Annotated in this window: 16 protein-coding genes and 2 pseudogenes; 8 read left to right on the plus strand and 10 right to left on the minus strand. The window is 56.7% G+C overall.

The window, feature by feature from the left end:
• Nucleotides 1-44: 44 nt before the first annotated feature.
• Nucleotides 45-503 (plus strand): metallophosphoesterase family protein, encoded by a 459-nt coding sequence (locus tag AC07VG_RS10085; RefSeq protein ID WP_495020967.1) that lies wholly within the window; start codon nt 45-47, stop codon nt 501-503.
• A gap of 185 nt (nt 504-688) precedes the next feature.
• Here AC07VG_RS10085 and AC07VG_RS10090 read toward each other — a convergent pair whose 3' ends face one another.
• Nucleotides 689-979 carry a hypothetical protein gene (locus AC07VG_RS10090; RefSeq protein ID WP_495004450.1) on the minus strand — a complete coding sequence of 97 codons (291 nt, stop codon included), beginning with the start codon at nt 977-979 and terminating at the stop codon, nt 689-691.
• Between the two features lie 270 nt (nt 980-1,249).
• On the opposite strand from AC07VG_RS10090, the gene AC07VG_RS10095 reads away from it, so the two are divergent.
• Together AC07VG_RS10095 and AC07VG_RS10100 are read left to right on the plus strand one after the other, a co-directional pair.
• Entirely contained in the window at nt 1,250-1,555 is a 306-nt protein-coding gene (locus AC07VG_RS10095; RefSeq protein ID WP_495004451.1) for an NIPSNAP family protein, read from the plus strand.
• A 162-nt stretch (nt 1,556-1,717) separates the two neighbouring features.
• Nucleotides 1,718-2,044 (plus strand): hypothetical protein, encoded by a 327-nt coding sequence (locus AC07VG_RS10100; RefSeq protein WP_495004452.1) that lies wholly within the window; start codon nt 1,718-1,720, stop codon nt 2,042-2,044.
• A gap of 345 nt (nt 2,045-2,389) precedes the next feature.
• Here AC07VG_RS10100 and AC07VG_RS10105 read toward each other — a convergent pair whose 3' ends face one another.
• The 4 genes and pseudogenes from AC07VG_RS10105 to tnpB form a co-directional block, all read right to left on the minus strand.
• Nucleotides 2,390-3,307: a class I SAM-dependent methyltransferase gene (locus tag AC07VG_RS10105; protein WP_495004453.1), complete on the minus strand. Its 918-nt coding sequence runs from the start codon at nt 3,305-3,307 to the stop codon at nt 2,390-2,392.
• Between the two features lie 169 nt (nt 3,308-3,476).
• Nucleotides 3,477-3,629, minus strand: a pseudogene (locus tag AC07VG_RS10110) (IS5/IS1182 family transposase); the annotation flags it as partial.
• Between the two features lie 114 nt (nt 3,630-3,743).
• Nucleotides 3,744-4,755, minus strand: a pseudogene (gene tnpC, locus AC07VG_RS10115) (IS66 family transposase); the annotation flags it as partial.
• A 42-nt stretch (nt 4,756-4,797) separates the two neighbouring features.
• Nucleotides 4,798-4,986: an IS66 family insertion sequence element accessory protein TnpB gene (tnpB, locus tag AC07VG_RS10120; RefSeq protein WP_495020968.1), complete on the minus strand. Its 189-nt coding sequence runs from the start codon at nt 4,984-4,986 to the stop codon at nt 4,798-4,800.
• 182 nt (nt 4,987-5,168) lie between these two features.
• Between tnpB and AC07VG_RS10125 the strand changes: the two genes are divergently transcribed.
• A complete protein-coding gene (locus tag AC07VG_RS10125; RefSeq protein WP_495004455.1) occupies nt 5,169-5,333 on the plus strand; it encodes a metallothionein in 165 nt (54 codons plus the stop codon).
• Nucleotides 5,334-5,364: 31 nt separating this feature from the next.
• Here AC07VG_RS10125 and AC07VG_RS10130 read toward each other — a convergent pair whose 3' ends face one another.
• Nucleotides 5,365-5,586, minus strand: coding sequence for a hypothetical protein (locus AC07VG_RS10130; RefSeq protein WP_495020969.1), 222 nt, complete (start codon nt 5,584-5,586; stop codon nt 5,365-5,367).
• Nucleotides 5,587-5,849: 263 nt separating this feature from the next.
• Between AC07VG_RS10130 and AC07VG_RS10135 the strand changes: the two genes are divergently transcribed.
• Nucleotides 5,850-6,758, plus strand: a complete 909-nt coding sequence (locus tag AC07VG_RS10135) for a LysR family transcriptional regulator (RefSeq protein WP_495020970.1) — start codon at nt 5,850-5,852, stop codon at nt 6,756-6,758.
• 175 nt (nt 6,759-6,933) lie between these two features.
• Here AC07VG_RS10135 and AC07VG_RS10140 read toward each other — a convergent pair whose 3' ends face one another.
• Nucleotides 6,934-7,851, minus strand: a complete 918-nt coding sequence (locus AC07VG_RS10140; protein ID WP_495004458.1) for a DMT family transporter — start codon at nt 7,849-7,851, stop codon at nt 6,934-6,936.
• 376 nt (nt 7,852-8,227) lie between these two features.
• On the opposite strand from AC07VG_RS10140, the gene AC07VG_RS10145 reads away from it, so the two are divergent.
• Together AC07VG_RS10145 and AC07VG_RS10150 are read left to right on the plus strand one after the other, a co-directional pair.
• Nucleotides 8,228-8,608 carry a GNAT family N-acetyltransferase gene (locus tag AC07VG_RS10145; protein ID WP_495020971.1) on the plus strand — a complete coding sequence of 127 codons (381 nt, stop codon included), beginning with the start codon at nt 8,228-8,230 and terminating at the stop codon, nt 8,606-8,608.
• A gap of 160 nt (nt 8,609-8,768) precedes the next feature.
• Nucleotides 8,769-8,963: a DUF1737 domain-containing protein gene (locus AC07VG_RS10150; protein WP_495004459.1), complete on the plus strand. Its 195-nt coding sequence runs from the start codon at nt 8,769-8,771 to the stop codon at nt 8,961-8,963.
• Here the strand turns inward: AC07VG_RS10150 and AC07VG_RS10155 are convergent.
• The 3 genes from AC07VG_RS10155 to AC07VG_RS10165 all read right to left on the minus strand — a co-directional run bounded on the left by AC07VG_RS10155 (nt 8,950) and on the right by AC07VG_RS10165 (nt 10,999).
• Nucleotides 8,950-9,546: an eCIS core domain-containing protein gene (locus AC07VG_RS10155; protein WP_495020972.1), complete on the minus strand. Its 597-nt coding sequence runs from the start codon at nt 9,544-9,546 to the stop codon at nt 8,950-8,952. The two genes, AC07VG_RS10150 and AC07VG_RS10155, sit on opposite strands and share 14 nt — an antisense overlap.
• Nucleotides 9,547-9,657: 111 nt before the next feature.
• Complete coding sequence (locus AC07VG_RS10160) at nt 9,658-10,530, minus strand: NmrA family NAD(P)-binding protein (protein ID WP_495020973.1); 873 nt, start codon at nt 10,528-10,530, stop codon at nt 9,658-9,660.
• A gap of 46 nt (nt 10,531-10,576) precedes the next feature.
• Nucleotides 10,577-10,999 (minus strand): DoxX family protein, encoded by a 423-nt coding sequence (locus AC07VG_RS10165; protein WP_495004462.1) that lies wholly within the window; start codon nt 10,997-10,999, stop codon nt 10,577-10,579.
• Between the two features lie 119 nt (nt 11,000-11,118).
• On the opposite strand from AC07VG_RS10165, the gene AC07VG_RS10170 reads away from it, so the two are divergent.
• The gene (locus AC07VG_RS10170) at nt 11,119-12,024 is read left to right on the plus strand and encodes a LysR family transcriptional regulator (protein WP_495004463.1); all 906 of its coding nucleotides are present in this window, start codon (nt 11,119-11,121) and stop codon (nt 12,022-12,024) included.
• The last annotated feature ends 70 nt before the right edge of the window (nt 12,025-12,094 follow it).

The following is a 12,094-nucleotide window of genomic DNA, read 5'->3' on the forward strand; positions in this document are numbered from 1 at the left end:
CGAGTAAACTGGCGATCCACTTCTAACCCGTCGCGGTGCCCTGCATGAAAGTTGGAGTGATTTCCGATACTCACGGCCTTCTCCGTCCCGAGGCGCTGGCTGCCCTGAAGGGTTGCGATAGAATCATTCACGCCGGCGACATCGGCAAGCCTGAGGTTCTGGAGCACCTGGCCGCTATCGCTCCACTGTTCGTTGTGCGCGGAAACAACGACCAGAGCGCGCCCTGGGCAGATCATCTACCGGACCTTCTGCGGCTTGACCTGGGCGGATGGCGGACCTTGCTCGTGCATGACATCGCCGATGTACCCGCCGTTCTTGATGAGGGCATCAAGCTGGTGATCACCGGCCATTCGCACAAGCCTCTCATACAGTGGCGTGGTGAAACGTTGTATCTCAATCCTGGGAGCGCGGGCCCACGGCGTTTCAAGCTTCCGGTGACGCTGGCGCTGCTGGAGGTACTTGATACCTCCATCGAGCCTCACTTGGTTTCGCTTCTGGAATGACTCGGTATGCCGATCCATCACCGTCATGGGCGTTTGCTGCGGACATAAAAAAGCCCGACAGCGTCGGGCTTGAGTGAGGTGCTGCCTTGGGGTGACTCAGGCCATCGATAAATCCATTCTCCCCTGAGTGAGAGCAACAGATACGGCACTGGCGAGAGTGTCGCGAGATCAATCGGAACGGCGCGCTATTTGATCTGCACAATGACCGGTCCTTCCGTTACTATCGGCGGGTGCGCGTGGATATTCGAGGCATTCTTCTGAATCCAGTCGCGCGCGACTTTCAAGCTCGCATCGCTGCCGGCCTTGTCCGTGCAAACAGTCACCGACGTACCGCCATCACCAGTATTCAGCAGTGTGTAGCTTACGAGGCCAGGGACTGTCCGCAGGGTCGCTTCGATGTCGGCCTTGCGCTCTTCTAAAAGCTTGAAAAGCTGATTTGCTCCAGTACCCAAATAGGTTCTTATAACCGCATACATAGTCGTCTCCTTCGGGAGTACCGTCTTGATGCCAATCCAGGTCCTCTGATGGCTGCTATCACTCAGTATTCAGCTTAGCCAAATGCCAGCGACAAGCGAAATGCAACGACCACTGGCCACTTTTGGCCGAATGCCGCCGGAGGCCAAACCTGTGCCGCTATGGCAGGCTGCGCTGGCTCCCAACACCGCCCGCGATCCCAAGGCCGGCAGGGTGCAGGCACATACAAGCTATGTAGAATACGCCGCGCTCGAATTCAAAGGACTAATCCCATGATCACTTGCCACGTCAAATACGTCATCGACCCCTACCAACTCTCGGCGTTCGAACGCTATTCGCGCCAATGGATTGGGTTGGTGACCCGCCTGGGCGGTCAGCATCACGGCTATTTCCTGCCTGCCGAAGGGGCTAACAACATCGCTTATTGCCTGTTCAGTTTCGCCAGCCTCGCCGACTACGAGCGATATCGACAGGAGGCCGCACAGGACCCGGAGTGTGTGCGTTTGGTGGGGGAGGCGACTGAATTGAAGTTCATTCTGAGCTATGAGCGTAGCTTTCTTCGCCCTGTGCTTGAGTGACACCTAACCTACGGGTTCGCCACTGGGCTGTCCACGGACCCCACCGGCAGCTACTGCCACAGCCCACCGACCCCACGCGGAGTTACACCGATCACAGCGCCTCGTGGGCAAAACTGATAAAATCCATTAGCTTCCTAAGTAAATAGCGATGAGACGCCCACAATGAGTAATGAACTGAGCGAAGAGGAGATGCGCTTGGCGCTGTTTGGTCCTTCCAGCCCAAGCACCGATCCGCTACCGGCAGTAGAACCTGAACCAGCGTTCGTACCCCCTCCTGCGCCAACCCCCAAGCCTCGACGTGTTGCGAAAGCACTCTCCCCGAAGTTGCGAGTCACGCTACGCGCCACCAAGCAGTTTGGCGGTGACGTCGAGGTGTTGACCTATGATGCCAATACCCTGAGCACCTTCATCGCGGAGCAAGAGGCCAAGGCCGAGGCGAAAAAGAAGAAGTTCCGGTATTTCGAATTGGTGTCGATCAAGCCCATCTAGCGTCTGTGAGTCGGTGCACCGGATAGCTAGCGCCGGTAGGGGCGGTCCGACATGAGCAAGTGCACCCTGATCGTTCTCGGCCACCCTTCCGCGAACAGTTTAGTTTCTGCTCGGCGCTGGCCGATGCGTACCTTGAATCGTCTTTCCGTAAGCGTCCGGCAAACACGCCTGCCGGACGCTTAGAGCTTGCTTGAGATGGCCTGAGTCAGGCTGCTGGCCGGGTAGTCCCGGCCAGGCTCACCAAGTCATTTTCGAAACTGATTGGAGTCTGTTTGCGCAGCATCGGATTTTTATCGCTCACTGCTGCTCGAAAAACCAGTTTTTAGAAGCTCCCTAAAGAGCCGACTAAAGTCGGCGGAAATACAACTGGGTCGTCGGCAGCATCGCTGGACCTAGCAGCCGCTTCGCAACGGTCTTCACGAACTTCATCGAGTCGCACGTTACGCAACAGACCGGCTTCCGAATAGGCGCGAAACCTAATCGCGTAGCGAAGCGCTTAAGCGTTTCTGGCGTAAAGGCGTTGATGTGTTCAAGCGGGTGGATTTTTCCATAATCGTCTCTAGTTCCGATGGTGCGCACTCCTGAGCAGTCAGGTGTCTCAAGCACTAGAATGCCACCGATTGCGAGAAGTTCGCTCAATCGCAGCATTAGGCCGTGTGGGTCGTCAAGATGCTCTAAAACCTCAAAGAGTGTCAAAGCATGGAAGGGGGACATGTTGGCAATGTCTTCAATCTCGGCGAATACTTTGGAGAAGCTGTTGTTATCGCGCTTTGCGGCTGACCTATCCACGCCATACGCCTCGAAACCGTACATTGAACACATTGAAAGGAAGCCACCATAGCCGCAACCGAAGTCCAGCACACGAGGTACTTCGGAACCACGTAAGGAACGGGTTAGTTGTTCGATTTGGAGGACGTGTGCTGTGTAGCCTGCTGCCGTCCTAAACACATTTGCAGGTGTCTTCGAATATTTTTCGAACGCTTCGATGGCATCCTGCGACATCCACTTAGAAAATCGGCGCTCATTCCATTCCGGGTCGAGAATATAGCGATGAAACATCAGACCGCAATCTTTGCAGGCGACAAACGACCATTGCTGTTCTCGCAAGAACGGAGCTGGATGCTCACCCCAAGGATCCTCTTCGATGAAGCGCTGAACCGCACCTTCATCAAACCGTCCTGCAGACAATTCGACTAGGCCGGTGCCGCCGCAACTGATACATGCGGTTCGTACAGTAAATTTCGCAGTCTCGGTAGTGTTCATCTTTTTCCTATCCGATAAATGCTAAGGAAGGTCTGAAATAGACACCGATAATTGATGTCTTCCGCGTTCGGGGTTCAAAAAATCGGTGGCCTGACTGAAAGTCAGGCCTAGCTTTGCCAAAATCATGTTTTTTTCTTGAATTGCACCTTTCCAAAGCGTTTGGCGCTCATCACAGGCGCAACCCTCCCACATTCAATATCCATTTTCGCATCATCCTCAGGTTCGACAGCGCGAACAGCGTGGTCTGCTGTGCGGTGTTTTTTACTAATCCCCGAAAGCGCACCTTCGTGTAGCCAAACTGGCGCTTGATCACTGGAAACGGGCACTAGAAGAATTATCACTCGCCTTGGGTCGCTGAACTCTATCAGCGTAGCCAACGGGACTAAGATCTGCTTCGTTTGGGGGACGCCACTACAATAAGGTAAGCAGCCGGTGATCACAGGTTGCGCAACGGCACCCAGTTATGCGGCAACAACTCCCCGATCTGACTCATCTTCTGCGTCGGCAGCCGTTCCAGCACGTCTTTGAGGTAGGCATACGGATCATGCCCATTGACCTTGGCTGACTGGATCAGGCTCATCAACCCCGCCGCGCTCGCCGCTGCGTTGGGAGCCTGCAAAGAGCCAGTTGGAGCGCCCGATAGCCCAGGGGCGGATCCGGTTCTCCGCCTGATTATTGTCACTGGGCAAGGCCCCGTCATCGAGGTAGCGCGACAGCGCCGTCCAGCGCTTGAGGCTGTAGTCCAAGGCTTTGGCGATGGCCGTGCCCGGCGTGACCAACTGACGCTGGGCCATCATCCAGGCGTGCAGCGCGTCCATGATCGGGACCGCTTTTTCCTGGCGCAGTTGCCGACGCTGATCGGGGGGCAGGTTGCGGGCTTCGCGTTCAACCTCGTACAGCAACTGGATGTAGTGCAGGGCCTGCTCAGAGAGTGGGCTTTTATCTGCCGTGAACAGATCAAAAAACTTGCGCCGAGCATGGGCCATGCAGCCGACCGCGATCACGCCCTGGGCAAAACTGGCCTTGTAGGCACTGAAGTCGTCGCAGACCAACTGGCCTTTCCAATCCCCCAGAAAAGCCCGCACATGCTCGCCCGCCCGACTGGGGCAGAAGGCGTAGACCACGGCGTTGATGTCGGTAAACGCGGTGGTGCAGTAGGCCCAGACATACGCCCGATGGGTTTTCTTCTTACCCGGCGCGAGCATCGGCACCGGGGTTTCGTCGGCATGCACCACGGCGTGCCCCAGCACCACTTCGCGCAAGGCATCGACCAGCGGCTGCAAGCGCACGCCGCACACACCGACCCACTCTGACGGGGTGGATTGGGGGATGGCCTAGCCGGCGCGCTCGAAGATCTTTTCCTGGCGGTACAGCGGCAAATGATCCGCGAACTTGCTGATTATCACCTGGGCCAACAGCCCGGCGGTGGGGATGCCCTTGTCGATGACCGGCGACTGACCGCTCGGCTAGGTCAGTGACGGGGATGTCTTCTAGAGACGACGGATGGCGCTGTCAGACCCGAGGCGTTGCCAGGGTAATCCGATCACCAGGGCCTGAAGTTGCTCCAGGTCCAATTCCAGCTGTGTTCCGTGGCGAGTACCGGGCCAGACGAACCGTCCCTGGTGCAAACGGCGTGCGGCCAGCCAAATGCCCAGGCCGACATTGCCTGGGCGCAACATCCGGTGTTCATCTATCCGGATGGGCTAGGCTTGTTACTGCTGAGCTTGGCGATGACTCCGAGACAATGACAAAAGAGCATTGCGAAGACGTCAGTGGAGGCTGATGATGGATCGCGTCAGTCAGCTGTTCATGCGCGTTGCACCACAACGTTTGGCGACCACCCGACAATCGGAGTCCGATCATGAATGAACAAACCTGCGCCTGCCCGCACTGCACCTGCAAGGTTGGCGAGCATGCGGTCGTGCGTCATGGCAAGCACTACTGCTGCCAGGCATGTGCCGATCATCACCCCAATGGTGAACCTTGCTCGGCTTCCAAATGCCACTGCGCGGATAAACCCAAGTAGGGGTCGTATCTCTATTCCCTGCGTTTGCCGCTTACTCGTCATCGTCTTCCGTGCTGCTCAGGGAGGAAGGGTTCTCTTCGACATATTCCTTGCAGCCTTGGTTGAATGACAGTGATGGGGTGCTGCAGTCACTGGCGTCGTCAATATCGTTCTCTGCTGCCCACGCGTATCCGGCATCATGTCCTTCTCCTGCCAGGAGAGTGTACGGTGACGCGCTCAACATCAGTGCGACGGCGATAATTCTCAAGTCCATTTGTGAATCTCCTTGTGCGAGGTGTTGAGGGTTGCATAGAGCCATGAACCACTGGGTTTCTGCCAGTAAAAATAGCCAGGCGCAAAAGTGAAGGCAGATATGAGCGCCTTGCAATGGGGGGGCTTTTTCCGTGTCGTTTATGGCAACCAACCGACAGGAAGGCCATCGAACGCGCCTATCGGGAAAGCTCACATGCCATTACAACCATCCATCGCTCGGCAGCAAACGCTGCGAGAATAAATTGGAACAGGAGCCATTTTTCCATGATGGAAAACGCTGAGCTGGAAGCTTTCAAGGCTATTGTCGATTACGGCAGTGTCACTCAGGCCGCGCTGAAGCTCAATCGCGTGCAATCAAGCATCTCATTCCGTATCAAGACGCTGGAGTCCAAGCTGGGCGTTCGCCTGTTCGAACGTTCGGGCCGCCGCATTGTAGTGACGGCTGCTGGCAACGAACTGTATGGCTATGCCTCGAAAATCCTTGAGTGGGTAGCGAAGGCTGAGGCTCGTTTCGGTCGGGGCAGCGCTCCGCAGAAGCTGCGCCTTGGGGTGATCGAAAATTTCACGCTTTCTCATCAGCCGTTATTGCAGCGAATAATGAGCAATCCGATTGCGTTAGATGTCGATATCACCTTAGGCAACTCCACGTTTTTGATAGAGGCGCTGGAGTCAGGGATTTGTGATGCCGCCATCGTCGGAGCAGGAATCGCACCTGGGCATCTGACTCGGCTTGGATTGTTCGAAGATCGTCTGACGCTGATTTATGGTGAGTCGCATGCTCCGGTATCGCTGGACACCTTGGACGGGTGCAGCTTTCTGGTCAACAGCCGGCAGAGTGCCTCGCAACGCAACCTTAAAGAGTTGCTGACGCTTCATCGTGCGACTCCTGACCGGGTCGTTGAGTGCGGCTCCTACTCGTTGCTGTTCTCTCAGGTAGCGAATGGTGCCGGCGTTTCACTGGTACCCCAAGCACTGGTTGAAGTCTTCGCGCCTACCTACAAAGTGCTGAACCTGGAACTGTCGGGACCCTATGCGTCGTTCAATACGGAAATGGTCTTTCTCGATGCTTCGCCAGATTCTCCTGCAAGGCGACTGACCCAATGGATTCTTGAAAGCGAGAAACACGAGGTTAACCCTGTGGTTGGACAACAAGTAGAGATGAGCCACGGTTAACCATGGCCCCTCGCGCGCGGCAGCCTACGGTGAAACTTGGCCGTTACAGGAACAGCATACGGCTTCCTCCTCATCGCTCATGCGGATCTCAAGTGCGCCCAGATCCGAACAGCCAGTGATCAGATCGCCGTCCGTTGAGCCGAGCCCGGTTGCGACGACTTTTGCCCGGCGACTTTCAGGCCGTCTGTACTTTGCTCATCAGTTTCGGCTTGGGTTTGGCCGAACACATCACAACGCCGGCGGCGATAAGTACCAGGCTGACCCAGTGGTACACATGGAGTGGCGTACCCAGGAAAATGATGCTCAGGACGCCTCCGGACAAAGGGACGAGATGAGTAAAAATCTCCCCGCGTGTTGCGCCGATTTCAGCGATGCCGCGGTTCCAGAACAGGTAAGACAGCCATGATGGAAAGATGACCAGGTACGCCAGCCCCCATAAGCTGACGGTGCCATCCAGCATCGTGTGAAGACTGTCTGGTGTCAGGTATATCGTTACAAGCGTGAAGGGGATCAGCAGTAAAGTGCCCACCAGTGCCGAGTAAGTGACAAATGCGCCGCCGGGAATGGTCTTGGGCTTTGTTCGCAGAAAGGCGCAGTACATTGCCCAGCTGGCTGCCGACAGCATGGTCCACAAGTCACCCTTGTTGAATTGCGTGAGGAAGCGCAAGTCCGAAAGGTGACCCATGGTAACCAGCCATATGACGCCCAACGTACTGGCTACGACGCCAAGCCAGTTGCCACGCGATATGTGGTCGCCGAATACAAAGCGATTGATGGACAGCACCAGGCACGGTGTTGCCGAGAGATAGATGGCGGCGTTCAACGACGTGGTGTACTGCAGCCCTATATACAGGGTCAGCGGGAACAACACTTGGCCGCAGATCGCGAGCATCGTCAGTGTTTTCCAGGACTGACGAATCGCTCCCATTGATCGGGTCAGCGGTCGATAATTAATGATCAGCAGCAACGCGCTGGTCAGCAGCCATCGTGCTTGCGACAGCAGCACAGGATCGATGTCGCTGACCATCAGCTTGCCGACGACATAGTTGCCACCCCAAAAGATGGCGGCCAGAGAGAGATAAAGATAGGGCATGGCTTGGTTCCTTTACGCCGTTTCCAGGCAAGCGAATTCCGGATGTGCGAGCTTGATGTCTACGCTGCGAATGAATAGAGGGGCGCCCGAGTCACCACGCGCGTCCAATGCCACTAGTGGATAGAGGCGCAGGCCCCCCGGGGGCACAGACTCTAGGCGTTACACTTTTATCCAGATAACGATCGAACACTTCAATATTCCTTCAGCTTTCAAAACCATAAACCGAGCGGCGTGCTTGGCGAGGGAAGCTTAAGGAGGTGTCGGTCGTACGAATATCGAGTTATTTTGCTGGGGCCAATCGAAGAAAACGAATGATCGGGCGTCGCGGGGGGACGCGACAGAGGCCGCCGCCGCCGTTCTCGACTACGCACGTGACGTGCTCGGTCTCTCAGAGTGTTTTGATCCTGTGCGCGCGCGTCAGCGCTTTCTCAGCAGTTTTGAAGCTCACAACACACGCTACATTGAGGTGGCTGGTGAGCGGATTGGTTTTGTTGTGGTCAAGCATCACCTAAAAGAGCTACTGCTTGATCACTTGTATGTGATACCGAACGCCCAGGGATCGGGTGTGGGCTCAGCTGTCCTCTCTCAGGTTTTCAGAGAAGCTGATGCGGCTGAGCTTCCTATCAGGGTTGGTGCTCTCAAAGAAAGCGCTTCGAATCGGTTTTACCTCCGTCATGGCTTTCAGTTCGTCGAAAGCGGTGAGTTCGACAATGACTATGTTCGTCCGTGGGCTCCTGCGACTAGCTGTGCAGGCTAAATGAAAGCTTCCGACCTGCTTCACGGATTTCGGTTGTGTGGAGATGTCGGCGGAGCTCGTTGCCAGTGAAAATGCTAGGGTGTCGCATCCAGACTACCCTGACCTGACTCGCACCCCGTGTGCCAGGGAAATTCCACATATTATCGAAGGAAATTGATGTATGAGCCTACCCCCAGAAGGCCTTCCCATTTATCGAGTACTGACTGGCCCCGATGACGCCGCCTTTTGCCACCGCGTCAGTGACGCCTTGAGCATGGGGTACGTGCTGCATGGTTCTCCTGCACTCACTTTCAATGGTCAACAGGTGATCGTAGCGCAGGCAATAGTCTGGTCTGGAGGCGCTACCTCTGCCTAATAGTTACCCACCGTCTGACCTCAGCCTGTATGGCATAAGCCGGCGCCTCCACAGCATTGAAATCTTGTGTATAGCGCCGGGCAAATCCTTCTACCCCCCATTCCTGATACTGCTGCACATGCTTTAATTCGTGAGCCCAGAGCGCGATGTTCTGTTCTGCGGTTTGAGTGTCCCGGAAGACAATGATGTCGATCAGCGTCACGGCACCGACATCGGGATTTTGCAGCATGGCAGTGGCGGCATTGAATTGACCGTTGTCGCTAACTTTGTAACGTGCGGCATCGAGGATGCTGGGGGCGTACCAGCGCAGCAGTTGCTCCCGGATATGCGGTGGAATAGGGTGGGTGCCGGCTTTGGCTGCTTCAGCGCGGGCTTGGGTCAGCCACAGCGCCAGGGCAGGTGCCGCGATCTGGTAGAGGCCATCAGGCAGAGGGCTGAGCAGCGGTCCCAGGTCTGGCAGACAGATGCAGCTATCCAGGCACACTTGTTTCTCGCCAACTGGGCAGGCATTGGTCTGGGCTTGAACTTCAAGAGTCAGGCAAAGAACAAGCAGCGCCACCAGGCGCGTGAGGATGGGCGGCATTGGGCGCTCCACGGGCGGATGCAGCGCGAACAGTAGGTCACAATTGATCGACGATCCGCATAGCTTTAGCGTAGCCCCGAACTTCCGTCTCACGCCTGGTCCGTCCCGGGCTTACGCCTTGGCGGCGTTCAGTGCAGCCTCGAATACATCGCGTGCGGACGTCGTACCCGCTACGTGCTCCGTACCCTCGACGCCAAGGTCCATCCATCCTGCATTCACAGCCTCAAACATTTCTTCGGCCGGTCCGGTGTGGCCCTTCGGGATGCCGAATTGCTCGAACGCTTCCGCCCACGCTGCACGCGGGACTGCAAAGGCTTTCACGTCGAGATTCAGGACTTCACCCAATTGCTCCGCGACTTCATCTGCGCTGACCATCGAACCAAGCTCGATGACGCGCTGCCCTGACCACGCTGGCCCGGTCAAAAGGGTTGCGACCTGCGCGCCGATGTCGTTCGTCGCGACCATGGTCGATTTCCGGTTTGTCGGATGATAGTAGACCGGTAGCATTCCACCTTGGGCGACCTGCAAGCCGTAGAGGAAGTTTTCGAAGAAGCCACCTGCGCGCACCAATGCGATTGGCGATATCAGGTCGCGAAAACCTTGCTCCAGAAGCGACAAAGCCGTGATCATCCCAAGCCCGTTGGTCCTGTTCGCACCCATCGAGGAAAGCACTACCACCCGCGGCGGCGCTGCCTTGGTGAGTGCCTCGACATAGTTTGCAATCACGCCCTTGGCTTCTTTGTAATCTGGCGAGGGGGCCCAGACCGCAGGCAACATGACAAACGCACCTTCGACGCCTTTGAGCGCCCGCTCGATGGCTGCCGAATCATTCCAATCACCGTCAACCAGTTCCACACCCTGGTCAGCCCAGCTTGACGCCTTCTCGCGATTGCGCACTAGTGCGCGTACTTCCTTGCCGTGCGCCAACAGATGTTCTGCCGTTGCGCCGCCCACTTTTCCCGTGATTCCCATGACTAAAAACATGTGTTTCCTCCTGGTCTTGAGGGACAGAGCACTGCCCCCTGTTGGTTTAACGGATAAGTGGCACAATGGCCCGGATACGGGGATCGCGCGCGTAGAGACCGCCCCATGTCATTGCGCCCAGAAGCAGGGAAATGATTTCCGGCGGCGACCCCAACTCACCTATGCGGACATGGGTGCAGAGGGCACCTCCCAAAAAGCCCGTCACCAGAATCGCGCCGAGAACGGCGGTGGCCGGGATGGCGTAAAGGATGGCGCAGGTGAGTATGATCGGACCCACGACACGGGTCAGGTCCATCGCGAACCCGGTTTCCTGCAACATGCTCGCGATCTGTGCCGGCGCGAAAAGCTGAATGGCGCCGTCTGCCACCAGCGCGATAACGACAAACGCGCTCATTATCCGGCCGGCCCACAGGGCGCGATGCGAGGTCATGCTTTCAGGCACCTGATGCAGATTCATAGTTTCGGACACGGGTCGTTCTCCGATGGGGTTATCCTGTTTTGAAGCTTACTGTGTCTCTTGGGTATAATAAGCATCGACAAAATGAACGCACTGTTCTCTCTGTGGAGAACAATGCCGAGGCACGAACAATGCAAAATCTCGAACCCATCCTCATATTCATAACGGTTGCGGAAATGGGCAGCTTCACCCGCGCGGCCGATAGCCTGGGTATCCAAAAGGGGAGGGCCTCAACGGCGGTCCGCAAGCTGGAAGAAGAGGTTGGTGTCAGGCTCCTGCACCGGACGACGCGCAGCGTGCAGTTGACGGAGGACGGACGCGCATTTCATGCCCGTGCCCGCGATCTGCTTGCTGAAGTCGATGACCTACACTCGATGTTTGCAGATGATCGCGTGACACTTCGCGGGCGTTTACGGGTCGATTTTCCGAGCGAGGTGGCGCGCGCCACTATCGTGCCGGCCTTGCCAGCCTTCATGGCGACTTATCCCGAGTTGGAGCTGGAGGTGTCGAGCACGGATCGGCAAGTCGATCTGGTTCAAGAGGGGTTCGACTGTGTATTGCGGCTTGGACCCATAGGGGACGAGACGCTGATTGCCCGTCCACTGGGCCAGTTGCGCATGGTCAACGCTGCCAGTCCCGCCTATCTAGCCCGCTATGGCGTCCCTCGATCGCTAGAAGATCTCCAGCGTCAGGGGCATCAGATAATTCATTTTTCGACGACGCTGGGGGCAAGACCCTATGGATGGGAATATCCAGACGGTGACAGCTACACGACGCTGCAGTTGCCAGGTGCGCTCCACGTCAACAGCGCGCAGACCTACGAAGCCGCTGCCCTCGCCGGCCTTGGCCTGATTCAGGCGCCACTCCTGGGGATTGGCCGATACTTGGAGAGTGGAGCGCTTGTCGAGATCATCCCCGATTTTCGTCGCCGGGCGCTCGCTGTGTCCCTCGTCGTAGCACATCGGAGCAATCTGTCGCGCCGGGTTCGCGTATTCATGAAATGGATCGAAGATGTGCTGACACCGTATCTGGAATAGCGAGACGAACATCTTTGTCCGGGCCTTGACTGGCAGCCTGATCTTGCGATGGTTGCAGCCTGCTTGAGGG

This window comes from Pseudomonas sp. GW821-FHT03C07 (assembly GCF_059420925.1).